The organism is Azotobacter chroococcum (assembly GCF_004339665.1).
GTDB classification, from domain to species: domain Bacteria; phylum Pseudomonadota; class Gammaproteobacteria; order Pseudomonadales; family Pseudomonadaceae; genus Azotobacter; species Azotobacter chroococcum.
The window spans coordinates 26,713-51,071 of sequence record NZ_SMMU01000025.1 but is presented as its reverse complement, the minus strand read 5'-3'; the positions used below and the strand labels follow the sequence as shown (position 1 = coordinate 51,071).

The following is a 24,359-nucleotide window of genomic DNA, read 5'->3' as shown; positions in this document are numbered from 1 at the left end:
GCCTTCGCCCTGCTGCTCACCGACGCCAACGGCCAGACCGCCAGCGACAGCCTGGACATCCTGATCACCGACACCCAGCCCGTGGCCGAAGGCGAAAGCCATGCCCTGGTCGAGGACAGCGGCAGCTACGCAGTCGAAGGCGACGCCCTGGCCAACGACAGCGCCTTCGACGGCCCGGTGACCTTCGCCGGCTGGAGCGCCGGCAACGCCGCCCAGTACGGCAGCGTCACCCTCAACGCCGACGGCAGCTACGGCTACCTGCTGAACAACGCCCACCCGCTGGTCAACCTGCTCCAGGACGGGCAGGTCCTGACCGAGACCTTCAGCTACACGGTGCAGGATGCCGACGGCGACCAGGCGATCGCCACCGTCACCATCCGCATTGAGGGCCATACCGACGGACCGCCGAGCATCTCGGTGCCGGACAGCAACGGCCCGCTCCTGGGCGATCACTCCATCGCCGAGGATGCCGGCACGCCGATCAGCGGCAGCTTCAGCATCGCCGGCGCGGCCGGCATCGTTTCCCTGCAGATCGCCGACACCACCCTGACCCTCGTCCAGCTCCAAGCGCTGAGCCCCGCCACCCCGGTGAGCCTCGACACCGCCAAGGGCCTGCTGACCCTCACCGGCTTCGACGGCAGCAGCGTCAGCTACAGCTACGCCGTGGACGGCGCCCAGGACCACAGCGCCGGCGACACCAGCGTGCTCGACGCCTTCGCCCTGCTGCTCACCGACGCCAACGGCCAGACCGCCAGCGACAGCCTGGACATCCTGATCACCGACACCCAGCCGCTGGCCGAAGGCGAAAGCCATGCCCTGGTCGAGGACAGCGGCAGCTACGCAGTCGAAGGCGACGCCCTGGCCAACGACAGCGCCTTCGACGGCCCGGTGACCTTCGCCGGCTGGAGCGCCGGCAACGCCGCCCTCTACGGCAGCGTCACCCTCAATGCCGACGGCACCTACGGCTACGTGCTGGACAACGCCCACCCGCTGGTCAACCTGCTCCAGGACGGGCAGGTTCTGACCGAGACCTTCAGCTACACGGTGCAGGACGCCGACGGCGACCAGGCGATCGCCACCGTCACCATCCGCATCGAGGGCCATACCGACGGGCCGCCGAGCATCTCGGTGCCGGACAGCAACGGCCCGCTCCTGGGCGATCACTCCATCGCCGAGGATGCCGGCACGCCGATCAGCGGCAGCTTCAGCCTCGCCGGCGAGGCCGGCATCGCCTCCCTGCAGATCGCCGGCACCACCCTGACCCTGGCCCAGCTCCAAGCGCTGAGCCCCGCCACCCCGGTGAGCCTCGACACCGCCAAGGGCCTGCTGACCCTCACCGGCTTCGACGGCAGCACCGTCAGCTACAGCTACGCCGTGGACGGCGCCCAGGACCACAGCGCCGGCGACGCCAGCGTGCTCGACTCCTTCGCCCTGCTGCTCACCGACGCCAACGGCCAGACCGCCAGCGACAGCCTGGACATCCTGATCACCGACACCCAGCCGGTCCTCGGCACCCTGGCGCCGGCCGTGCTGAACCTGGAGGCGGGCACGACGGCCATCGGCGACCTCAACCTCGAGCCGATCGTCGATCTGGATGGCGCGAGCATCAGCTTCAGGGGCGCGGTCGACGCCAGCGGCTACATTCTATCCACCACGCTCAACGAAGACGGCACCACGACCGCGGCCTACCTGACCTACCAGGGCAGCAAGCTCACCTATGTCAGCAATCCGGACGGCTCGCTGACCGCCGTGGTCGCGGGGACCAGCACCGCGATCTTCACGGTCTCGGCCAATCCGCTGACCGGCCTGTACAGCATCGAGCTGCTCCAGGATCTGGACCCGGCCATCACCACGACCACCCAGGAGAACTTCACCATCTCCGGCGGCAACCAGGACTCCTACACGGTCTCGGCCGCCCTTGGCGAGCAGTTCAATCTGATGGCCACCGCCCTGGAGTCCAATGGCACGGCGGCGACCGTCAACACCAGCAACTTCTCCTTCGGCGTCTCCGACGGACAGAGCATCGATCAGGGCGAAAAGCTGACCTTCCAGTTCCTCGACCAGTCGACGAACGCCGCCGCCGGCATGTCCTCCCTCAGCCTGACCGCCCTGCAGCTGGGATATGGTGAAAGCCTCACCTGGCAGGCCTTCGACGCCTCCGGCGCGCAGATTGCCACCGGCACCGTTCAGGGCCAGAACAGCCAGGGCACGCACGGCAGTGCGCTGGACATCGCCTTCACCATCACGGACGCAGGCGCGCGAATCGCCAGCATCACCCTCACCAGCGACACCGCCAGCACCTCGTTCAAGCTGGAGCTCGAAGCGGTTTCCGGCCAGTCCAGCACCCATGCCCAGCAGATCGAGCTCTACGCCACCGCCGAGGACGGCGATGGCGACAGCAGTGCCGAACAGACCCTGAGCGTGACTTTCGAGCCGGAGTCGACCCTGGCGGCCGGCGACAGCGGCTCGGCCCTGGCCGGCGACAGTGCCGACAACCTGCTGATCGGCAGCGACGAGGACGACATCCTCATCGGCGGCGCGGGCGACGACACCCTGACCGGCGGCAACGGCGCCGATACCTTCGTCTGGCGCGCCGGCGATACCGGCAACGATGTCGTCACCGACTTTGACCCCAGCGAAGGCGACACCCTCGACCTGAGCGACCTGCTCCAGGGGGCCGGCGAAAGCAACATTCTCGAGTTCCTGCAGCTGGACCAGGGCACCTCGACCCTGCGCATCAGCACGACCGGGGAGTTCGACACGGGCGGAACCGCGGATGCGACCATCCAGCTGCAGGACGGGGCCGGCGGCGCGCTGGATCTGTCCGCCTACGGCTCCACGGCGAACGACATCATCACCGAGCTGGTCAAGCAATCGGTCGCCAAGGTGGAGAACACCTGACCGGCCTGCCCCGCCGCCTTCCGGCGGCGGCTTGCCAGCTCACCCATTGGTCATGCGAGCGGGAGGCTCGATGCTGTATGTGAAACGCGATGCCCACGGCAACCTGCTGCGGGTGGAACAGGTGCCGTTCGAGGACATGGACGGCGGAATCGACGCGGCCAGTCCCGAGGCCCTGGCCTGGAAAGCCGGGCAGGCGGCGCAGAGCAGCCTGCTGCAGTTGCGCCAGAGCGACCTGGAGATGATCCGGGTGCTGGAAGACCTGATCTACGCGCTGATCGACAAGGGCGTGCTGCGCATCACCGACCTGCCGGAGGCCGCCCAGGCCAAGCTGGCCGGGCGCAGCCGGGCGCGCGACGCGCTGCAGGGACGCCAGCGGCTGCTCGACGAGGAGGACGGCGGGCTGATCTGAAGGCCCGCCAGCCTGTTTACAGTCCCCATGCCCAGGGCGCCGGCTCGCCGAGTCGGCGTCCCTGCCCGCCGGCGAAGCCCATCGCCTGCACGACCTGCCATTCCCCGTCGCTTTCCACCCGCTCGGCGATCAGCGGCAGGTCGATGCTGTGGGTCGCGCGATACATGGCCTCGATGAACAGCCGCTTGTCTTCCTCGCGGTCGATGTCGCGGATGTAGCTGCCATCCACCTTGAGGTAGGCCAGTCCGAGCCGGGCGAGGTTGCCGATCAGGCTGAAGCGTCCGCCGAAGTGCTGTACGCCGAGCGCGAAGCCCAGCTCGTGCAGACGCCGGACCAGGGCCTCCAGCGCCCCCGGCTCGGGCAGCTGCTCCTCGTCCGCCTCGAGAATCAGCCGCTCCCCCAGGCGGGAATGATGCTGCAGCAGCTCGGCCAGCCGCTCGAGGGCCAGGGGATCGCGCAGCGTGGCCCCGGTCAGGCTGAGGGCGAGCTGACCGTCGTGCTCCTCCAGGTGCCGCAGGACCTGCTCGAGCATGGTCAGATCAAGGCGCGTGCTCCAGCCGAAACGCTCCAGCCAGGGCAGGAACTGCCCCGCCGGCAACAACCGGTCCTGCCCGTCTGGCAGGCGGGCGAGCACCTTGTAGTGGAGGACGCGCCCGGACTCGCCGGCGCCGACCACCGGCTGGAAGTGCAGCTGGAACAACCCTTCCCGAAGGGCGTGGTCGAGCCGGCGATACCAGCCGTCCCGCTCGTCCGCCGGCGGCGCCACGGTGCCGGGCTCGCCGCAGGCCCAGCGCGGCCCGCTCTGGCTGGAGGCCTGGGCCAGCGCCTCGTCGAGGGCGCGATAGAGATCTCCCGGCACCTCTCCGGCGCTGAAGGGCGTCAGGCCGATATGGGCGACCGGCAGGCGATCGCAGGCGCCGGTGTGGTAGAGGCTGCTCATCGCCTGGTCGAGCCGCTCGGCCAGCCGCTCGGCTGCATCGCGCTCCAGACCCGCCGCGAGGATGGCGAACTCGCCGCCGCGGGTGCGCGCCAGCAGGTCATGCTCGGCACAGGCCAGGCGCAGCTGCTCGGCCACCGCGACCAGCAGACGGTCGGCACGCTGCCCGCCCAGGCGCTGGTTGAGGCCGACCAGATCGTCGATGCGCAGCAGCAGCATGAAGCCGCTGCTGGCCCGCTCCTCGCCGGTCAGCCGCGACTGCAGCTGGAGGTCGAAATGGCGGCGGTTGCCCAGCCCGGTGAGACTGTCGCGGTAGGCCTCGGCGTGCAGCCGCTCGCTGCGCAGGGCCTCCTCGCGGAACAGCGCCTTGAGCTTTTCCACCATCTGGTTCATCGCCTCGACCACCCGGCGCAGCTCCGGGGTGCGCGGCAGCTCGGGCAGGCTGAGGAATTCCCGCCGGGCGATGGCCCGCGACTGCTCGACCAGATAGTCCAGCGGCCGCAACTGGCGGCGCAGCAGCAGGGCGCCAAGCACGGCGCTGACCGACCCGCAGAGCAGCAGCCAGCCGAGCCAGCCCAGCGCGCTCTGCCACAGGCGGTCGATGGCGAACAGCGGATGGCTGATCACCTCGACCCGCGCCGCCTGCTGCCAGCCGCGGCTGACGATGGCGTCGGCACCCTCGGCGCGCAGGCCGACCAGCCGGGCGAACCAGTCCGGCGCATTGCCGCCGTCCGGCCCGCCCTGGCGCTCGACGATGAGCCTGTCGTCCAGGCCGACCACCCGGATGCTCGAGTAGTAGCCGCTGTCGAAGATCGAGCTGACCATCAGCTCGGCCATTGCCGGATCGTCGATGTGCGGCGCGAGGGACAGGCCGAGGGCGGTGGCGGCGTCCTGGGCGTGGGCGCGCAGCTGGTTGGCGTACTGGCCGCGCGAGGTTTCCAGGCTGACCACGAAACTGCCGGCAAAGGCGACCAGCAGGAACAGGCAGATGGCGATCAACAGCTGTTTGAACAGCGACATTTCGGCTCCTAATGCTGCAGCGGGAAACCCTCGGCCTGCATCTTCTTCAGCAGATCCTGCCAGCGCGACAGCCGCTTGCTGTCGCCGACCTTCCTGTCGACCGCACCGCCGGGCAGCCAGAGGCCTTCGCCGTTGAAGGCGTACACCGGCAGCAGATCGTCGCGCCGGCTGGCCGGGAGGATCTCGCCGATCAGGTTGTCCAGCACCAGCGGCACCGCGTCCGGGCGCGGGTAATAGGTGAGCACCATGTGCGCCTGGTTCAGGCGCAGCGCCTTGACGTAGGTGATGCGCAGCTTGCCGGCGGGCACGCCGAGGCGGCGCAGGCTGACGTACTTGGCGATGGCGAAGTCCTCGCAGTCGCCGGCGCCGCGGCGCAGCGCCTCGACCGGCGTGGCCCAGTAGTCGGCCTGGCGCCAGAGCACGGCGTCGTCCTTGAACTGCAGGCGCAGGTTGAAGAAATCGTTGATGGTACGCAGCTTGTCCAGCTCGCTGTCCCTGGCGCTGTCGGCCAGCAGGCTCTGCCAGGCGACGAGCCGCGCGCGCCCTTCGCCCAGCGGCCCGTAGAGCTTCTCCGCCCGTTCGAGGATGCGGGCGAAATCCCAGTCCTGCGCCAGCGCGCCGAACAGGCCGCCGAGGAACAGGCCCAGCACGGCGACGACGGCACCCATTCGACTTCTGCGCGGTCGCCTCGGGCGGAACATTCGACTGCAATCCAGGTGGAGGGGACGGGCCAGCGGCGATCTCCGCACGCATAATGGCTCATTGCCATTTAATGGCCGGCATGGTGGACAGTCGCCGGGGAAAACACAAGGCCGCCGCGCCTGCGCCCGGCCGTTATAATCGCCCTCCCCTGTGGCCGCTGCGGCCACCTTCCCCCGCCCAAGCAGGAAGTCATATGGATAGCATCAACGCCCGCATCGCCGAGGAACTCGGCGTCCGCCCGCAACAGGTCGCCGCCGCCGTGGCGCTGCTCGACGAGGGCGCCACCGTGCCCTTCATCGCCCGCTACCGCAAAGAAGTGACCGGCAGCCTCGACGACACCCAGCTGCGTACCCTGGAGGAGCGCCTGCGCTACCTGCGCGAGCTGGAGGAGCGGCGCACGGCGATCCTTTCCAGCATCGAGGAACAGGGCAAGCTGACCCCGGAACTGGCCCGCGAGATCGGGCTGGCCGACACCAAGACGCGCCTGGAAGACCTGTACCTGCCGTACAAGCAGAAGCGCCGCACCAAGGGCCAGATCGCCCTGGAGGCCGGCCTCGGCGAACTGGCCGACGCGCTGTTCGGCAACCCCGGGCTGGCCCCCGAGGCCGAGGCGGCACGCTTCGTCGATGCCGAGAAGGGCTTCGCCGATGTGAAAGCGGTGCTGGAAGGCGCCAAGTACATCCTCATGGAGCGCTTCGCCGAGGACGCCACCCTGCTCGAACGGCTGCGCGGCTTCCTCAAGACCGAGGCCACCCTGAGCGCCCGCCTGGTCGCCGGCAAGGAGCAGGAAGGCGCCAAGTTCAGCGACTACTTCGAGCACGACGAGCCGCTCAAGGGCGCGCCCTCGCACCGCGCCCTGGCGATCTTTCGCGGACGCCAGGAGGGCGTGCTGAGCGCCGCCCTCAGGGTCGGCGAGGAGCTGCCGGGCAGCATGCACCCCTGCGAAGGGATGATCGGCGAGCGCTTCGGCATCAGCAACCAGGGCCGCGCCGCCGACAAGTGGCTGGCCGAGGTGGTGCGCTGGACCTGGAAGGTCAAGCTCTACACCCACCTGGAAACCGACCTCTTCGGCGAGCTGCGCGAGGCCGCCGAAACCGAGGCCATCAACGTGTTCGCCCGCAACCTGCACGACCTGCTGCTCGCCGCCCCGGCCGGCCCACGGGTGACCCTGGCCCTCGACCCGGGCCTGCGTACCGGCTGCAAGGTCGCCGTGGTGGATGCCACCGGCAAGCTCCTGGACACCGCCACGGTCTACCCGCATGCACCGCGCAACGACTGGGACGGCACCCTGGCGACCCTCGCCAGACTCTGCGCCAAGCATGGGGTAGAGCTGATCGCCATCGGCAACGGCACGGCGAGCCGCGAGAGCGACAAGCTGGCCGGCGAGCTGATCAAAAAGCACCCGGAGCTGAAGCTCACCAAGATCATGGTCAGCGAGGCCGGCGCCTCCGTTTATTCGGCGTCCGAGCTGGCCGCCCGCGAATTCCCCGCGCTCGACGTGTCGCTGCGCGGCGCGGTGTCGATCGCCCGCCGCCTACAGGACCCGCTGGCCGAGCTGGTGAAGATCGAGCCCAAGGCCATCGGCGTCGGCCAGTACCAGCACGACGTCTCCCAGCTGCAGCTGGCGCGCTCGCTGGATGCGGTGGTCGAGGACTGCGTGAACGCCGTCGGCGTCGACGTCAACACCGCCTCGGCCGCGCTGCTGGCGCGAATCTCCGGCCTCAACGCGACCCTGGCGGGCAACATCGTCGCCTACCGCGACGCCAACGGCGCCTTCAAGAGCCGCGCCGAGCTGAAGAAGGTGCCGCGCCTGGGCGACAAGACCTTCGAGCTGGCCGCCGGCTTCCTGCGGGTGATGAACGGCGACAACCCGCTGGACGCCTCGGGCGTGCACCCGGAGGCCTACCCGGTGGTCAAGCGCATCGCCGCCGACACCGGCCGCGATATCCGTTCGCTGATCGGCGACTCGGGCTTCCTGAAACGCCTCGATCCTGCCAGATTCACCGACGAGACCTTCGGCCTGCCGACCGTCACCGACATCCTCAAGGAGCTGGACAAGCCCGGCCGCGACCCGCGCCCCGAGTTCAAGACCGCCGAGTTCCAGGAGGGCGTCGAGAGCCTCAAGGACCTGGTGCCGGGGATGATCCTCGAAGGCGTGGTGACCAACGTGACCAACTTCGGCGCCTTCGTCGACATCGGCGTGCACCAGGACGGCCTGGTGCACATCAGCGCGCTGTCGGAGAAGTTCGTCAAGGACCCCTACGAGGTGGTCAAGGCCGGCGACATCGTCAGGGTCAAGGTGATGGAGGTGGACATCCCGCGCAACCGCGTCGGCCTGTCCATGCGCATGGGCGACACCCCCGGCGAGAAGGTCGAAGGTCCGCGCGGCGGCGGCAAGCCGCGCGGCAATGCCCCGCGCAGCGAGCGCCATTCCGGCCAGGACAAACCGGCGCCGGCGAACAACGCCATGGCCGCGCTGTTCGCCAGCGCCAAGCAACTGAGGAAGTGAACCCCGTGAGCATGCAAGAAGAAGCCATCGGCAGGAGCAGCGCCTTCGGCCGCCTGCTCGGCCTGGAGATCCTCGCCGCCGGCGGCGGCGAGGCGACGGTGCGCCTGGCCATGCACGACGGCCTGCGCAACCTGCACGGCAAGCTGCACGGCGGCGCGCTGTTCTCGCTGATCGACAGCGCCATGGGCCAGGCCAGCCACAGCCTCAACGACGGCACGCCGGACAGTGTCACCCTGGAGTGCAAGGTCAACTATATCCGCCCGGTCAGCGAGGGCGAGCTGACCTGCCGCGCCTGGGTCGAGCACAGCGGCAAGCGCACCCAGGTGATCGAGGCCGAGGTGCACCAGCACGGCAAGCTGGTGGCCAAGGCGCTGGCCACCTTCGCCCGCCTGTAGGCGCTCCGTTGCCCCGCTTTGGGTAGGGTGGGAAACGGCCGCCGGCCTTTCCCACCACAAGCGGCGCCCTGCTCCTGTCCTGCCGCCGCCATTTCCCCTCCGGCCCCGGGCCGACGATACTTGTATAGCCGTCCGTCCGTCCCCATATTGGGCCGACCGTGCCTGAAGGAATCCGAACTTGAGCGAGCTACTTTCCCGCCGTCTGGCCCTGCTGGGCGAGCCCGCCAACCAGTCCCTGCTCAGGCACTGCCTGCACGGCATCGAGCGGGAATGCCTGCGCGTCGATGGCAATGGCGAGCTGGCGCAGACCCCTCACCCAGAGACACTGGGCTCGGCGCTGACCCACCCGCAGATCACCACCGACTACTCCGAGGCGCTGCTGGAGTTCATCACCCCCGCCGAGACCGACCCGGCGGCGACCCTCGCCGACCTGGAGCGCATCCAGCGCTTCGCCTGCGCCACGCTCGACGGCGAATACCTGTGGAGCCCGTCGATGCCCTGCCCGCTGCCGGAGGAAGAGGACATCCCCATCGCCCGCTACGGCAGCTCCCACATCGGCCAGCTCAAGCACGTCTATCGCAAGGGACTGGCGCTGCGCTACGGCAAGACCATGCAGTGCATCGCCGGCATCCACTACAACTTCTCCCTGCCGGAAGCGCTCTGGCCGCTGCTGCAGCAGGCCGAGGGCGACACCCGCAGCGTCCGCGACTTCCAGTCCGAACGTTACATCGCGCTGATCCGCAATTTCCGCCGCTACAGCTGGCTGCTGATGTACCTGTTCGGCGCCTCGCCGGCGCTCGACAGGAGTTTCCTGCGCGACCGATCGCACCATCTGCAGGAACTCGACGCCGAGACCCTCTACCTGCCCTGGGCGACCAGCCTGCGGATGAGCGACCTGGGCTACCAGAACAACGCCCAGGCCGGTCTCACCCCCTGCTACAACGACCTGGCCAGCTACACCGACAGCCTGCGCCGGGCGGTTTCCACGCCCTATGCGCCGTATGCCGCGATCGGCACCCAGCGCGACGGCGAATGGCTGCAGCTCAACACCAACGTGCTGCAGATCGAGAACGAGTACTACTCGAGCATCCGCCCCAAGCGCATCACCGGCAGCGGCGAGCGGCCGATCCAGGCGCTGGTCGCCCGTGGCGTGCAGTACGTCGAGGTGCGCTGCCTGGACATCGACCCCTTCCTGCCGCTGGGCATCGACCTCGACGAGGCGCGCTTCCTCGACGCCTTCCTGCTGTTCTGCGCCCTCGAGGACAGCCCCTGCCTGGCCCCGGACGAATGCGCCAGCTGCACCGGCAACTTCCTCAAGGTGGTCAAGGAAGGCCGCCGCCCCGGCCTGCACCTGCAGCGCCGGGGCAAGCCAGTGCTCTTCGCCGACTGGGCCGGCGAGTTGCTCGAACGCCTGCAGCCCTGCGCCGAGCTGCTCGACCGGGCCTACGGCGGCGACGGCTACGCGAGCGCCCTGCGCGCCCAGCAGGCCAAGCTCGCCAACCCGGACCTCACCCCCTCGGCGCGCGTCCTCGCGACCCTGCGCGAACGCGGCGAAAGCTTCCGCGCCTTCGCCCTGCGCCAGAGCCTGGCCCACGCCGAAAGCTTCCGCGCCCGCCCGCTGGGCGAGGAGGAGCGCCAGGCCTTCGAAACCGAGGCCCGCGCCTCGCTGGCCGAACAGGCCGAACTGGAACGCCGCGACAGCGGCAGCTTCGACGACTTCGTCGCGGCGTATCAGGCGAGCATCCAGACCGCCGGAGCCTGAGCGCTACCACCAAGGCCGGCAAGCCGGCCGTCTTGTCGGCAGGCGCCCCCTAGCGAATCCACCTGCCGCTTAACGGGGCATTCATTGCGGCGCAAGCTTTTGCGCCCGCCCGCTGGACGAGGAGGCGCGCCAGGCCTTCGAGGCAGAGGCCCGCGCCTCCCTGGCGGACCAGGAACGCCGGGGCAGCGCTAAACCAGACGCTTGCTTCGCCGCCTATCGGTCGGCCTGGACACCACCACCAAGGCCCTTTCAGCCAGTCCGTGCAGTTAAGGGCGGGTTACAGCCGAACGAACTCGTCCCGTCACCCAAGGACTCCTCCAATCCGGCAGGATTGCTCCTTATTTTCTCCTTTTCACCGCAATTAGCTAACGAAGAATGCAATGTGTCGATCAACCAAACCGTTCATCGAAGTCAACATATACGAATGTATATCAGCATGTTATCGTTAGCTTGCTTGTAAAGACAGCGCTGTCTTTTGGACAGCACCACAGCTTCGCTCCCTTGGTCAACTCACTCCACGTGAGCGGAAGCTGAACTGAAAAAGGCAAAACCATCGAAAGATGGCGACGCAAAGTCTCCGGTCTAAAGGAAATTTTCCGATGATAGCGGGACCGCCAGTTTTGTATGTCGACACGGTTTCTGTGCTCGCTTCTGAACTATTGCTCTTTCACTCGCCCCTGCTGGTACCCCGTGCCTGCAGTGCGGTCGCGTCGCGTGCGGATCAGGCCGCCCGAGTGAATGCAGCAATGCCTGGCAAGACTGCGCATGTCCTCTTTCGATGGGTCATTCAACCGAGAAGAGTCAGGGATATCGACATGAGCACACCCGACGCCACCCTGGCCAGCAGGAAGTTGCCCCTGGCAGCGCTCCTGTCGTGACTTCTCATCACACAAGGTAAAGCGACTCCCCATGAGAACATCACCAAGCCAATTTTTTGCAATTTCCCTGCTCAGCATCGCAATTTCAGGCCTGTTGTCAGGCGCAGCGGTTGCGGCACCAGCCACCCCTCCCGCGGCACTCGAGCAGGTGCCCGACGGCAAGGGCGGCGTGAAATGGCAGGAAGTCCAGGCCGACGAAGCGACCACGGAAGAGCAGAAAGGCCAGGGGCGGAAAAAGTTTCTCGGCATCCAGGCGATCACCACCGAGCCGGATGGTAGCGTGAAGGTCGAGATGGGCAAGCCCGAAGTCCGGCAGCCCGCGTCGGGTGACGTCTTCGTCTCCAACGAGAAACTCGACGAGCACGTCATCTTCCAGGCGTTCGCGCTCTATCAGCCGAACGACAATGCGACCTACAAGGCCCTGGCCGAGAATGCCCCGCAGTTGGCGCAGTGGGGCATCACCGATGTCTGGTCGCCGCCGCCCTACCGCGCCGCTTCCGACTCCAAGTACGGCGAGGGTTACGCGATCGCCGACCGCTACGACCTCGGCGCCTACGGCAAGGGCCCGACCAAGTACGGTACCGCCGACGAGCTGAAGGCGGCCATCGGTGCCCTGCACAACAACGACATCCGCATCCAGGTCGACGTGGTCCCGAACCAGATCATCGGTCTGAACGAGCGCCACGTGCTGCCGGTGACCGGGATCGACATGTACGGCAAGCCGATGAACCCCTTCCTCGACCACTACCTCTACTCGACCTACAGCAAGGGCTCGGCGCCGGGGCAGACCGAGCACGGCGTGATCAAGGAATGGGACTACTTCCACTTCCACGGCACCACGACGCAGTACCAGGGCCTGTTCCGGGTGCTCAGCGATGCCAACAGCAAGCTCTACCGCTATCTTGGCCCGAACCATCCCGAAAACTACCTCCCGGCTTTCCTGGCCGAGAGCGACGCGGCCAAGTACGGCAAGATCAACACCATCGACGGCTATCTGCTGGCCGATACCTGGTTCGCGGTCGAGAACGCGGAGAGCGAAAACGCCGTGTATGCGCCGCTCTTCCTGTACTACGAAGAGCCGCGCTCCGATGTCGTCGTCCAGACCTTCATGGACTTCGCGCGCAGCAAGGGCTACACGGGCAGCGACGAAGAGATCCGTGCCACCATGCTGGCCGAGCTGCGCATGACCCCCAACCCCATCGGCCCGCTGATGGACGAGTACCTGGCCGCCCAGCCCGGCTACTCGAAGAAATCGGAAGACGACGCCAAGGTCACCGCGCTGCGCTACGATGGCCCCGAGAACGACGCATCGCACATCGGTACCAACGTGCTCGACTTCGAGTTCCTGGTGGGCAACGACCTCGACACCATCCGCGAAGACGTGCAGCAGGAGCAGCTGAACTGGCAGAAATATCTGCTCGACTTCGGTTTCGACGGTTTCCGTATCGATGCTGCCTCCCACATCAATACCGATATCCTGCGCGACGAAGTGACTCAGCGGCTCAACTACTTCGCCGGCGAGGACGTCAACGAGCATCTGAGCTATATCGAATCCTATGTGGCCCAGCAGGTCGATTTCGAGCAGTCCAACAACTACGGCCAGATGGCCATGGACGCCGGCCCCTTCTCGGGCCTGATGTTCTCCTTCGGCCGCGACTGGGCGCCGCTGCGCTACGCCTTCGAGGCGTCGCTGATCGACCGGGTCAACGGCGGTCCGGCACTACCCAACTGGTCGTTTGTGAACAACCACGACCAGGAGCACAACATCCTGGTGAACGTCCCGCTGACCGAGGAAGAGGCCGGGGGCTACGAGCCGAACAGCCAGCCCTACGAGCTGCGTCAGCTGGAGAAGTACGACGCCGACCGCAACAGCGTCGAGAAGCAGTGGGCGCCCCACAACGTCCCGGCCATGTACGCCATCCTGCTGACCACCAAGGACACCGTGCCGACGGTCTTCTACGGCGACATGTTCATGTCCTCGAAGCCGTACATGTCGGCCCCGACACCGTACCGCGACGACATCGTGAACATCCTCAAGCTGCGCAAGCAGTTCGCCAAGGGCGAGCAGGTGATCCGCTACGAGGACAGCAACACTGGCGGCAACGGCGAAGACCTGATCAGCAATATCCGCCTCGGCAACGACCGCAAGACGGGCGTGGCCGTAGTCGCCGGCAACAACCCGGCGCTGGACACGACCATCGTCGTCGACATGGGTGCGCAGCACCGCAACCAGTGGTTCGTCGACGCCATGGGCTACCAGCCGGAGCGGCTCAAGACCGACAAGGACGGCCGCCTCACCGTTCAGGTCAAGGGCACCCAGAACGTGGACGTGAAGGGCTACCTGGCCGCCTGGGTTCCGGATCTCCAGGCCCAGGAGTGAACCTGCTCGTCACCGAGCGGTTCGCTTGAAGGGAGGGCGGCTCGCCAGCGGGCCGCCCTCTTTGACCGATATTTTGACCTGCTCCGTTTTGAAACCTCTCGACGCATGTTGATAGGCGCATCGAATCCCTCGAGCTGATGCGGAAGACCCGATGCACTGCATCGGGTCGACAACCATCGACTCCAACTCTGACGAAGTTATCTTCGGGGCCACCGATCAGACATGCTTAGCGGACGTCCGAAGGCCCGAGTTTCACAATCCGCACCTTGGCAATGCTGGCCCGATTGACAGGACCGCCTATTCCGCCGCTACCGGAATAGATGGCATTCGACTTCAGATAACTCATATTGAAATAATCGCTGAACACGAGACGATAGGTTCCGGGCTCCAGATCGACCGCCATCTCCGTAGACGTCCTCAGCGGTTGCTCACCATTACGCGGATCGACATGCGGCATTTGCACGATACCGGTAGCTACCACCTTGTTGCGGCCTCTCAGCACATCAATTTGTTTCACCGCGTTGGTGACCCCGGTATTAATGGCATATTGATGGTTGTTATAGACCAGCTCGATGGCGTAGCGACCAGACTCCCTGATAGAGATGTCCTGGATTTCCAGCGTATCGGTGGGAGCACCCCAGTCGCGCAACGTCGGCTCGGTAATACCGTCAGAGGGCGGCGTTACCGCAACATTACTAAGCACGCGAGCATCGGTCACAGGAATGACCTGGACCGCTGCCTCCTCGGAGCAGAACGGCGCCGAATGATGCGAACGATGGCCACTGCTGCTGAAGACTGCCTGCACTGCATAGCAGACACGGGATCCGGCGGGAGCCTTGCTGCGGTCAGTCCAGCTCATCTGCGTCAATCGATCGTCAACGAGCTTGCCATCCCGGAAAATACGATAGTACACCGAGTCGCTCGAAACCCCGGTATTTCCATTATCCGTAAAGTGGACAGTGTACTTGCCATCTTTTTGCACAATGGAAGTGACCTGCGGCTCGACAGGAGCAAAGACACGCGGATCCCGATGATCGCCTGGATCGACCTCTGGCGCCATGGTGATACGCGTATCACCGGCATGCAAGTCACCGAAGTCGACTTCGATGACATTCGCAGCATCGTTCAGCTGACTTTCTTCGATGACGCCGGTAACCGGCGCTCCGTTCAAGCGTACCGTCTCAACCATGTAGTAGCCTGTCCCGGACATCGCCTCCGGCAAATTCAGCACCACGTCGAGAGAGCGGCCCTTGTAGTGGAGTCCGGAAAGCCGTGCCTGGGGTGAATCACCGAACAACTGCCGTGCTTTGGCCGTAAGGAATGGTTCGACCGTAATTCCAGACTTGTCGACTTGATATCCAAATATCGTCCCGATGACCATATTCAGATAACCCGCGACAGACCACAGCTGACGCCGGGAGTTGATCACCGGGCCATCATCATAAAAAGGCTTTCCGGTCAGCCACTCCAGGTTTTCCATGTTGGAGAGATTCAATGCCGCTCCCCGCATGAGGGATTGGATCGCGTTATCTGCGACCGCCGAATTACGGACCTTGGCAGCCGCCTGCAGCTCATATGCAGTGACAAAGGGCCATAGCGCACGGTTGTGATAGACCTCTATACCCGGCTGCTGCGGGTAATACACCGGAACGCCCCGCTCGCCATGCGGATAGTTGGCCAGAACCTCCGATGCACGGCTTGACGGAGCGATCCCGCTCAGGATGGCCAGAGCCGAGCCGAGCATGTCGAATTTTTCGACGGGCGCCTGATCCTCGGCCGCGCTCGTCAGACTCGCGTATAAACCAGCCTCTTCCAGCCAGAAATGTTTATTGATTTTGTCCTTCAGCGCATCGGCCCAATCATCATAGCGCTGCGCCAGCGGCGCATCACCATGTTCACGGGCCAGTCGCGCGGTCAGTCGCAGCGCCTGGTAATGAACGACGTTGGTCGACAGAGCCTTGGACTCGGACATGTGACTCAGGTTATCGACGATCCAGGTCGCGTAGGTCTGCGTGCGCCAGTCAAGATAGGATTGCTCACCGTTATACAGGCCGAGCGCCTGATCGAACGCCGCCTGGCGATCAGCTTCAATGGTGCCGCGCAAGGCGGCGTAGGCATAATCCGAGAACTTGTCGTAGGCCTCACCGGACAGGCTGTTGAGAACGCTTTCGGCCGCCAGAGCCCAGGTCACACGGTCCGTGCTCACCGGCCAACTGCCACCGGAGCCGGTATCCTGAACAATCTGAAGGCTGCCCTCGGGAAGGCTCGCAGGCGACTGAGCCCCTTCACGGAAGTCGCTGGTCTTGAAGCGCAGAGAATTGATAACTTGCGCAGGATAAAGCTCGGCCAAGCCGAGCCGGGCCGCATAGGACAAGTCACGGGTCCAGACGTAGGTCCATTTTTCTCCCGTCTGGAAACAGTTGCAGTCAATGGGCTCGCCAGCGTTGTAGCTGCCGTCACGGATCTCGCTGACACTCAGCATCTGCAAGTCGTCCATGGCCATGGCGAACAGGCCATCGAACATCAAATTGCCACTCCGCAGCAAGGGGTGCGCGGCATCTTCGGTGAAAACCCGCCGCTTCTCGGCATCGTCACGAAGGTCCATCGTCGTGCTGATCGTATAGGTGCGCTGCGCCGCTTCCTGATTGGTTACCGACACGGAGACCGTTTCATCGCGACCGTTCGGCTCGAGTGGGTAGGCTGGGAAGATCACCGAGTTATCTACCCCGCCCTCCCCGGTCTGGGCTGCCTGGGGATTGTCAGCATAAGCGCCCCCGTAGAGCGACGCCAAGGACAGCGCTACAGCGGTCATAGCAGTGGTGCCAAGATATTTGCGACGAAACATACGAGCTTCCTATTGTTGGGCTTATTGGTAAGCAGGAGGTGCGTTTCCTTGCGTATCGCGCTTTTTCCTTGAGGTGTACGACCTCAGGACCAAGGGCCCCAGGGTCGGAAGTCAGTGGCGGAGGGATTTGACTCGTAGCTGCAGATAACCGCAGCAGGCAATGTCCGCTGTCCTCCCGGTGCAGAGTGGCTGCCAGGGAAAGGCCAAGGACATCCAGGGGAAGGAGGAACATCGCCCACGATCGTGCGCGCATGGACAGCTGGAAGCATTAGGGATACCTCTTAGCTCTGAGACAGCGCTTTCTTTGCGATCCATAACACCGCAAGGCAGAGTCTGCTGCCGCCATTTTGTTGTTTTTATCGATTGCCATCAGGGCCACCCAACGCGGGCAGGAGAGTAAGCTTGCGCCCAAGTCAATGCCAATGGGATAGCGCAACCCTAGTGCCTGAAGTTTTGTTTGACAAGCGGCTTATTCCATAAAGTTCGCCCAGGTAAAACGATTCATCTAGATTTCCCGGCAATCGCATGAACCCCTTTCTCCCGTCTCCCAAGAATGGAGAGGGGCCGGGGAGAGGCCGTGAATGGCTGCATCCACCCCATCATGCGATTGCCTCGTCTAGATTTCCTTGCACAAAGCTCAATGAATAAGATAACGTTACCAAGAGAAAGTCGGCAGTCACCTACGGTCATTGGGCTTGATTCTTCTTAGCTATTTAGCTATCTGTTCGTTTCGGAGCGACAACGCCCCCCGGATGACAAGAGACAAAAACAACAAAATCACGGTGACAGATGGTTGTGCGGCGAATTCAGACCCCACAAAGACAGCGCTGCCTCCGAATTAAGGTATCCTATGCTTCCCCGACAAGGCTTCAGTGCCTATGGGTGTCGCTGCTTGCGGCACATTCACGGCTCGTCAGGCGCTCTGCCCACGCCCTGCTGCCGCCCTCTTCGTCTCCCACGGGAAACTCGACGAACATGTCATCTTCCAGGCACTCGCGCTCTATCAGCCGAATGACAGCGCGACCTACCTACCACGCGGAGCGGCTCACGAGTGGCAAGGACGGCCGCCTCACCGTTCAGGTCAAGGGCACCCAGAACGTGGACGTGAAGGGCTACCTGGCCGCCTGGGTTCCGGACACCCAGGCCCAGGAGTGAGAGTGAGCCTGCTCGTCACCGAGCGGTTCGCTTTAACGGGGGCGGCCCGCCAGCGGGTCGCCCCTCCGACCGAAATTCCGATCCGCACCGTTTCGAGACGGCTTTACGCATGTTGAATGATCTGATTGGGCACCGGATAGCCGCCGCGACGCTACCCAGAGCGCTCAGCATGATTCTGCTGACAGTTGCCTCGATCCAGGCGGTGGGGATCGCCAAAACGCTCTTTTGGCCTGAGTCATCGGCCTCCGCGGCGCCGGTCAAGCCACGAGAGGCAACGCCGGGCGATACGCCGATGCTGGATCTCAAGGCGATCCAGCAGGCGGAACTGTTCGGCTCGCTTGCAGAGGAGCCGGCCCAAAAGGCGCTTGCGACGCAGGTGAAAAGCCGTCTGAGCGTCAAGCTGCTGGGCGTCGTCAAGGCCCCCCAGGGGAGCACTTCCGTGGCCATCCTCGCAGAAGCCGGTCGGCAGCGAGCCTATGCCGTCGGCGACAGACTGTCAGGCAACGGCGACGCCAGGCTGATCGAAATCCTGGCGGACCGGGTGGTGTTCGAGGTGTCCGGTCAGCAGCAATACGTCGAGCTGGAAAAGCCCGCCCTGAATGACACAAAGGTCTCCATCGCCGCCACGGCGCCGCTCCAGACGAGCCGATCGCCACGGCCTAGCGGAGCCGGCGCGGTCGGCGAAGCGGATTCGAGTCGCCGTGCGCCGGGGCGAACGGACCCGGGCTATCAAAATTGATCCATGAGCTGTCTTTTGAAGAGGTACGGAACCGGATGACCCTCCGCCGATCAGCCAGCCGCCTCGTTGCGCTCGCCTTGCTGGCAGGGCTGGCGACTGGCTGCACCCCCTTCGGAAAAAACCTGCGTTCCGCGTCGTCCCCAGGAGAATCACGGGAGCAGTTGCTCTACGACGAGAGCATGGAGCTCATCCAGTCCCGTCAACATGAGGCGGCGGCAGCCCGGCTGGTCGAGCTGCTGCGCTCCAATCCGCAGGGCAGGCAGCGCATCGAGGCGGCTCTGGCCCTTGCCTACAGCCAGCTGCAGCTCGACCGGCCGAAGGAAGCAGCCCAGATAGTGACTCAGGTGATCGAGGAAAATGCCGAAACAGAGCGTATGGACTATGCGCTCTATCTGCGCGCCAATGCATTGCTGGCCCTCAGCCCCGCCCCCTCGGCCGCGCAGGTTCGTCAGGCAGCAGAGGATCTCGAGCGCCTGAGACAACGCTACTCCGACAGCCAATACGCCGAACGCGCCAAGGAAACGCTGGCCAAGGTCGAGGAACGCCTGGCGGACAACGAACTACAGGCCGCCAGGCTCCAATGGCAGCGCGATCAGCCCGTGGCGGCGCTGAACCGCTGTCGCTACATCATCGAGCGCTATCCCGATAGCGCCGCCGTCGGCGGCGCGCTGGAGATGATGGTTGGCGCCTATCGAAAACTCGGCCTGAATGAGCTAGCCGACAGTACCAGGGCGATACGCAAAGGCAGCGTGCCACCCTAGCCTTGGACTCCGCCTCGCTTTCCTGAGAAATATTACGGATGGATCCGTTTAACGTGAAATTTCATAGTTTGCCGAATAAACGGATACAGCCGTGCATTATAAATACCCATTTACTTTTGACTTATCTGCCTCAGTATCCTCTCGATACGCAGATGCAGTGGTTACCCAGTCGATGGGGTGTGAAAGCCGGGCAGAGTCCTTCTCTGACCTACACCAGCCGACGTATGCAGGCAGATCAGGAAAACTGTCTATCAAGACGCTTGTGGCGTCATTACTGTTCACTTCGTGGCTGCTGGCATGCCCGGCCGGGGCCGACGACTACAGCCTCGACATGCGCGACACCGATATTTCGGAGTTCATCGCCAGCATCGGAAAGCTCACGGGCAAAACCATCGTCATGGACCCGCGCGTCAAGGGAAAGGTCAGCATCAGCACTCCGAAATCGGTGACGAAAGAGGAGCTCTACGAAATCTTTCTGGTGCAGCTCGGCGTCAATGGATACTCCGTCATCAATGTGGGAAAAGACATTCTGAAGGTGATTCCCCAGCAAGGCGCGAAACTGGAAGGGATCGAAGTTCAGGGTGGCAACAATTCCCCGACGCATACCAGTGAAAGAATCGTCACCCGGGTAGTTCAGGTGCAAAACGTCGACGTAGCCGCCCTGGTGCCCATCCTGCGTCCGCTGGTGGATAACCAGAGCGGTATCATCACACCCTACCCCGCCTCCAACGTCATTCTGATCACCGACCGCGAGGCCAATGTTCGGCGGCTATTGGAGGTCATCGAGCGGGTGGACAAGGCCGATAGCGACGATACCGAGATCATCTGGCTACAGAACGCCTCCGCGCCGGAAGTGAGCGAAACCCTGACGGCATTGATCCGCGAGCAGACCAAGGGCAGCGAAGGCTCGCGCCTGATGCCCATCATCAAGGCGGACGATCGGACCAACAGCCTGTTGATCCGGGCCGACAAGGCGAATCGCGAGTATCTCCGCCAGGTCATCGGGCAACTCGACAGCGAGGTCCAGACCGACAACAACACCCGGGTCCACTACCTCAAATACGCCAAGGCCGAGGACCTGGCGGAGGTGCTGGAAAAGATCAGCGGCACCATCAGCGAAGAGGAGGGCAAGGCCCCCCCGGAATCCGCCGGGACCAATCAGGACGCCATCCATATCAAGGCCCACGAGGCGACCAACAGCATCGTCATGTCGGGCAGCCCGAGGATCATTCGCGACCTCGGGCAATTGATCGAGCAACTCGATATCCGCCGCGCGCAAGTCCTGGTGGAAGCGATCATCGTCGAGATGGGGGAAGATCGGGCCAAGGAAGTGGGCGTCCAGTGGCTGCTCGCGGATCGCAACGGCAGCGGACGGGCACTGGCCGGAACCAACTTCACCAATCTCGGCAATGGCCTCAACGGGATATTGGACGCCACCTCCGATGGCGAGCAGTCGGTGGCAGGCGCACTGAGAAACGTCGGCGGCCTGACTGCCGGCGTGGGGCGCCTCAGCGGTTCGGGCCTGAATTTCGCCGTGCTCTTGAAGGCGCTGCAGGACGATACGAAATCGAACATTCTCTCCACCCCCAGCCTGCTGACCCTGGACAACCAGGCGGCCTCCATACTGGTGGGCCAGGAAATACCCGTGTCCACGGGTTCGACGCTCAGTAACGACAACGACGCGAACAACCAATTTCGGACGATCGAGCGCAAGGACGTCGGCGTCAAGCTGCTCATCACCCCGCAGATCAACGAGGGCGGTGCCGTGCAACTGCAGATCGAACAGGAAGTCTCCTCGGTGGGCGAGCAGGTTGGCGATGACGGCGTCAGCTTCAACAAGCGTCAGATCAAAACCGCCGTCCTGGTCGATAACGGTGCGACCATCGTCCTGGGCGGATTGATCGACGACGACATCCGCGAGGGGGGATCGAAGGTGCCCGGGCTGGGCAGCTTGCCGGTGGTGGGTCGCCTATTCCGCTCGGACGTCAGTCGGATTACCCGTCGCAATCTGATGGTCTTCATACGCCCCACCATCATTCGCGACCAGGAGATGCTGACCTCGGTCAGCAAGGCCAAATATGGTTTCATTCGGGACCGGCAATTGATAGACAAGGACAGCGCCGTGGAGCTGTTTCCGGAAGAGAGACCGGCGGTCCTGCCCGAGTGGACGGGGCTTGGCCCCACGTCGATCAACGTTCTGCCGCCCAAGAAGTAAGCCGAGATGGCCGATTCAGTGTTTCCCGATGAAGAAGTCCGGGCGGGTGCCACGCCCCCTCCTCAGCGGCTGCCGTTCAGCTTCGCCGACCGCTATCGGCTGGTTGTCGAGCCCGAGACGAATCGATTGAGGTGTTACCACATCGAGCAGACGCCTCTCGAGGCGATCCTCGAGGCCAGGCGTTTCCTCGATGCGGAATTCGAGCTGGTGCTGGTCACGGCCGAGCAGCTGGAGCGGCGCCTGGGAGCGCTCTACCAGCAGAGCGGTCAGGCCGATATGCAGCTGATCGAGAAGATCGGCGACGACGACGATCTGTTCGAGCTGATCGATGAACTGCCGGAGAGCGAAGACCTGCTCGCCGCCGAGGGCGATGCGCCGATCATTCGCCTGATCAATGCGATGTTGACCGAGGCGATCAAGGAAGGCGCATCCGATATCCATATCGAGCCCTACGAAAAGCGTCTGTCGGTGCGCTTTCGCATCGATGGCGTGCTGCGCGAGATACTGTCGCCCAACTACAAGCTGGCCACCCTGCTGACCTCGCGCATCAAGGTCATGGCCAAGCTCGACATCGCCGAAAAGCGCGTGCCGCAGGACGGCCGCACGGCGCTGCGCATCGGCGGCCGCGCCCTCGACGTGCGGGTTTCCACCCTGCCGTCCAGCTACGGCGAGCGCGTGGTGATGCGCCTCCTGGACAAGCAGACGGCACGCCTCAGCCTCAGCGACCTCGGCATGCCCGAGAACGCCCACCGGACCTTCGAGCGCCTGTTGCTGCAGCCCAACGGCGTCATCCTGGTCACCGGCCCCACCGGCTCGGGCAAGACCACCACGCTCTACGCCGGCCTCGGCATGCTCAACAACAGCTCGCGCAACATCCTCACCGTGGAAGATCCCGTCGAATACGCCATCGAGGGCGTGGGACAGACGCAGGTGAATACCCGCGCCGGGATGACCTTCGCCAAGGGGCTGCGGGCGATGCTGCGCCAGGACCCGGACGTGCTGATGATCGGCGAGATCCGCGATGCGGAAACCGCCGAGGTGGCGATCCAGGCCAGTCTGACCGGCCACCTGGTGCTGTCGACCCTGCACACCAACAGCGCGGCCGGCGCGATCACGCGCCTGCGCGACATCGGCATCGACTCCTATCTGGTGGCGTCCAGCCTGAAAGGCGTGCTGGCCCAGCGGCTGGTGCGGCGACTCTGCCAGCACTGCCGCGAACCGGCGCGGATCACCGAGGAGGAAGCGCAGTGGCTCAACAAGCCCGAACTGGCGGGAACGGATGGCTATCGCAGCCGCGGCTGCGAGCAGTGCAACCAGACCGGCTATCGCGGCCGGGTCGGCATCTATGAGCTGGCGGTGGTGGACGCCGGACTGGCGACACTGATCAACCAGCGGGCCGGAGAGATGGAGATGCAGCAATACTTGAGTAGCAAGATGAATTCCCTGATGGACGAGGCGCGCCTTCTCGTTACCTGCGGCATGACGAGCGTCGACGAAGTGCTGCGCATCATTCGCAGCGATTGAACGCCATGGCCGCCTTCAGCTACCGCGCACTGACTACCGACGGCAAGACCAAAAACGGCCTGATCGAAGCCGACTCGCCGCGCCATGCCCGCGCCATGCTGCGCGAACGGGGCCTGCTGCCCACCGCCGTGGAGGCGGCCGGCCCGGCTCGCGCTGCCAGGACCGGCAAATTCCGCCTGGTCCGGCCGCTGCCGGCGCGCGACGTCGCGCTGCTGACCCGGCAACTGGCGACCCTGATCGACTCCGGCCTGCCGCTGGAAGAGGCGCTCTATGCCATAACCCGGCAAACCAACAATGCCTTGTTGAAGGCGACCGTGCTGTCCGTGCGGGCACGGATTCTGGAAGGCCACAGCCTCGCCTCGGCACTCTCGGAATACCCGCGCAGCTTCAACGAGCTGTATCGGGCGATGATCACCGCCGGCGAGGAATCGGGGCACCTGAGCGGCGTGCTCCTGCGCCTGGCGGAATATGGCGAGAGGCTGCAGAAGATCCGCAGCAAGGTGCAGGTGGCGCTGATCTATCCGGTGTTTCTGACGCTGGTGGCGCTGGGGGTCATCATCCTGCTGATGACCTACGTGGTGCCCAAGGTGGTGGAACAGTTCACCCATGCCGAACAGACGCTGCCGCTCCTGACCCGCTACCTGATCCTGATCAGCGATGTCCTGCAGCAATACGGCCTGCACATGCTCGCGGCGCTGGCGGGCCTCGCGCTGCTGGCGCGCTGGTGGCTGCACGATGTCGGGCGACGCACCCGCTGGCACAAGGCGCAGCTGCGCCTGCCGCTGGTCAGCACCTTCGTCCTCGGCCAGCAATCGCTGCAGTTCGCCCGGACCCTGGCGATCCTGGTCGGCAGCGGCATCGACCTGCTGCACAGCCTGAAGGTGTCCGCCGGGCCGATGACCAACCTCCATCTGAAGCAGGCGGTGGTCAACACCGGCGACCTGGTGCGGGAAGGCTGCTCGCTGTCCCGCGCCCTCGAACAGTCCGGCCCCTTCCCGCCGCTGCTGGTGTACATGATCGCCAACGGCGAGCGCAGCGGCGAGCTGGAGAAGATGCTGGACAAGGCGGCCGAGAACCAGGAGGCGGAGTTCGAAAGCCGTGTCGCCTGGCTGCTCGGGCTGTTCGAACCCGCCCTGATCCTGGCCATGGGCGGCATCGTGCTGTGCATCGTCCTGGCCATTCTCATGCCGATCCTGGAACTCAACAACCTGACCTCGTTTTGAAGGA

Annotated in this window: 15 protein-coding genes and 1 riboswitch; of the genes, 12 read left to right on the top strand and 3 right to left on the bottom strand. The window is 64.7% G+C overall.

Annotated elements, in window-relative coordinates; genetic code table 11:
• Both EV691_RS17340 and EV691_RS17335 read left to right on the top strand, forming a co-directional pair.
• The coding region (locus EV691_RS17340; protein ID WP_131837557.1) for a VCBS domain-containing protein at positions 1–2,901 on the top strand (2,901 nt) is incomplete at its 5' end.
• A 70-nt stretch (positions 2,902–2,971) separates the two neighbouring features.
• Positions 2,972–3,310 (top strand): tryptophan synthase subunit beta, encoded by a 339-nt coding sequence (locus EV691_RS17335; protein ID WP_131298638.1) that lies wholly within the window; start codon positions 2,972–2,974, stop codon positions 3,308–3,310.
• A gap of 16 nt (positions 3,311–3,326) precedes the next feature.
• Here the strand turns inward: EV691_RS17335 and lapD are convergent, their stop codons facing one another.
• Together lapD and lapG are read right to left on the bottom strand one after the other, a co-directional pair.
• Positions 3,327–5,267, bottom strand: coding sequence for a cyclic di-GMP receptor LapD (gene lapD, locus EV691_RS17330; protein WP_131298639.1), 1,941 nt, complete (start codon positions 5,265–5,267; stop codon positions 3,327–3,329).
• Between the two features lie 8 nt (positions 5,268–5,275).
• Positions 5,276–5,935, bottom strand: coding sequence for a cysteine protease LapG (gene lapG, locus EV691_RS17325; protein ID WP_131298640.1), 660 nt, complete (start codon positions 5,933–5,935; stop codon positions 5,276–5,278).
• A gap of 227 nt (positions 5,936–6,162) precedes the next feature.
• Between lapG and EV691_RS17320 the strand changes: the two genes are divergently transcribed.
• The 4 genes from EV691_RS17320 (at position 6,163) to EV691_RS17305 (ending at position 13,893) form a co-directional block, all read left to right on the top strand.
• On the top strand, positions 6,163–8,478 hold the full coding sequence (locus EV691_RS17320; protein WP_131298641.1) for a Tex family protein: 2,316 nt from the start codon (positions 6,163–6,165) through the stop codon (positions 8,476–8,478).
• 5 nt (positions 8,479–8,483) lie between these two features.
• On the top strand, positions 8,484–8,873 hold the full coding sequence (locus EV691_RS17315) for a PaaI family thioesterase (protein WP_165901260.1): 390 nt from the start codon (positions 8,484–8,486) through the stop codon (positions 8,871–8,873).
• Positions 8,874–9,051: 178 nt separating this feature from the next.
• On the top strand, positions 9,052–10,635 hold the full coding sequence (gshA, locus tag EV691_RS17310) for a glutamate--cysteine ligase (protein WP_131298642.1): 1,584 nt from the start codon (positions 9,052–9,054) through the stop codon (positions 10,633–10,635).
• 533 nt (positions 10,636–11,168) lie between these two features.
• Positions 11,169–11,254, top strand: a riboswitch (cyclic di-GMP riboswitch).
• A 407-nt stretch (positions 11,255–11,661) separates the two neighbouring features.
• Positions 11,662–13,893 (top strand): glycoside hydrolase family 70 protein, encoded by a 2,232-nt coding sequence (locus EV691_RS17305; protein ID WP_165496545.1) that lies wholly within the window; start codon positions 11,662–11,664, stop codon positions 13,891–13,893.
• A gap of 226 nt (positions 13,894–14,119) precedes the next feature.
• Here EV691_RS17305 and EV691_RS17300 read toward each other — a convergent pair whose 3' ends face one another.
• Positions 14,120–16,738 (bottom strand): alpha-L-rhamnosidase-related protein, encoded by a 2,619-nt coding sequence (locus tag EV691_RS17300; protein ID WP_131298644.1) that lies wholly within the window; start codon positions 16,736–16,738, stop codon positions 14,120–14,122.
• 1,011 nt (positions 16,739–17,749) lie between these two features.
• Between EV691_RS17300 and EV691_RS23405 the strand changes: the two genes are divergently transcribed.
• From EV691_RS23405 to gspF, 6 genes are all read left to right on the top strand, one after another.
• Entirely contained in the window at positions 17,750–17,893 is a 144-nt protein-coding gene (locus EV691_RS23405) for a hypothetical protein (RefSeq protein WP_165496546.1), read from the top strand.
• A gap of 169 nt (positions 17,894–18,062) precedes the next feature.
• Positions 18,063–18,632: a type II secretion system protein N gene (locus EV691_RS17295; RefSeq protein ID WP_165496547.1), complete on the top strand. Its 570-nt coding sequence runs from the start codon at positions 18,063–18,065 to the stop codon at positions 18,630–18,632.
• 35 nt (positions 18,633–18,667) lie between these two features.
• Positions 18,668–19,393 (top strand): outer membrane protein assembly factor BamD, encoded by a 726-nt coding sequence (locus EV691_RS17290; RefSeq protein ID WP_131298646.1) that lies wholly within the window; start codon positions 18,668–18,670, stop codon positions 19,391–19,393.
• A 262-nt stretch (positions 19,394–19,655) separates the two neighbouring features.
• Complete coding sequence (gene gspD, locus EV691_RS17285) at positions 19,656–21,608, top strand: type II secretion system secretin GspD (protein WP_207390200.1); 1,953 nt, start codon at positions 19,656–19,658, stop codon at positions 21,606–21,608.
• Between the two features lie 6 nt (positions 21,609–21,614).
• Complete coding sequence (gene gspE / locus EV691_RS17280) at positions 21,615–23,132, top strand: type II secretion system ATPase GspE (protein WP_131298647.1); 1,518 nt, start codon at positions 21,615–21,617, stop codon at positions 23,130–23,132.
• Between the two features lie 5 nt (positions 23,133–23,137).
• Positions 23,138–24,355 (top strand): type II secretion system inner membrane protein GspF, encoded by a 1,218-nt coding sequence (gene gspF, locus EV691_RS17275; protein ID WP_131298648.1) that lies wholly within the window; start codon positions 23,138–23,140, stop codon positions 24,353–24,355.
• Positions 24,356–24,359 lie beyond the last annotated feature (4 nt).

Bases quoted from the DNA above. Each gene is read 5' to 3' on its own strand.
- lapG (WP_131298640.1), bottom strand. From the start codon at position 5,935: ATGGGTGCCGTCGTCGCCGTGCTGGGCCTGTTCCTCGGCGGCCTGTTC.
- EV691_RS17295 (WP_165496547.1), top strand. From the start codon at position 18,063: ATGATTCTGCTGACAGTTGCCTCGATCCAGGCGGTGGGGATCGCCAAA.
- EV691_RS23405 (WP_165496546.1), top strand. From the start codon at position 17,750: ATGACAGCGCGACCTACCTACCACGCGGAGCGGCTCACGAGTGGCAAG.
- EV691_RS17300 (WP_131298644.1), bottom strand. From the start codon at position 16,738: ATGTTTCGTCGCAAATATCTTGGCACCACTGCTATGACCGCTGTAGCG.
- gspF (WP_131298648.1), top strand. From the start codon at position 23,138: ATGGCCGCCTTCAGCTACCGCGCACTGACTACCGACGGCAAGACCAAA.
- EV691_RS17320 (WP_131298641.1), top strand. From the start codon at position 6,163: ATGGATAGCATCAACGCCCGCATCGCCGAGGAACTCGGCGTCCGCCCG.
- lapD (WP_131298639.1), bottom strand. From the start codon at position 5,267: ATGTCGCTGTTCAAACAGCTGTTGATCGCCATCTGCCTGTTCCTGCTG.
- gspE (WP_131298647.1), top strand. From the start codon at position 21,615: ATGGCCGATTCAGTGTTTCCCGATGAAGAAGTCCGGGCGGGTGCCACG.
- EV691_RS17290 (WP_131298646.1), top strand. From the start codon at position 18,668: ATGACCCTCCGCCGATCAGCCAGCCGCCTCGTTGCGCTCGCCTTGCTG.
- EV691_RS17335 (WP_131298638.1), top strand. From the start codon at position 2,972: ATGCTGTATGTGAAACGCGATGCCCACGGCAACCTGCTGCGGGTGGAA.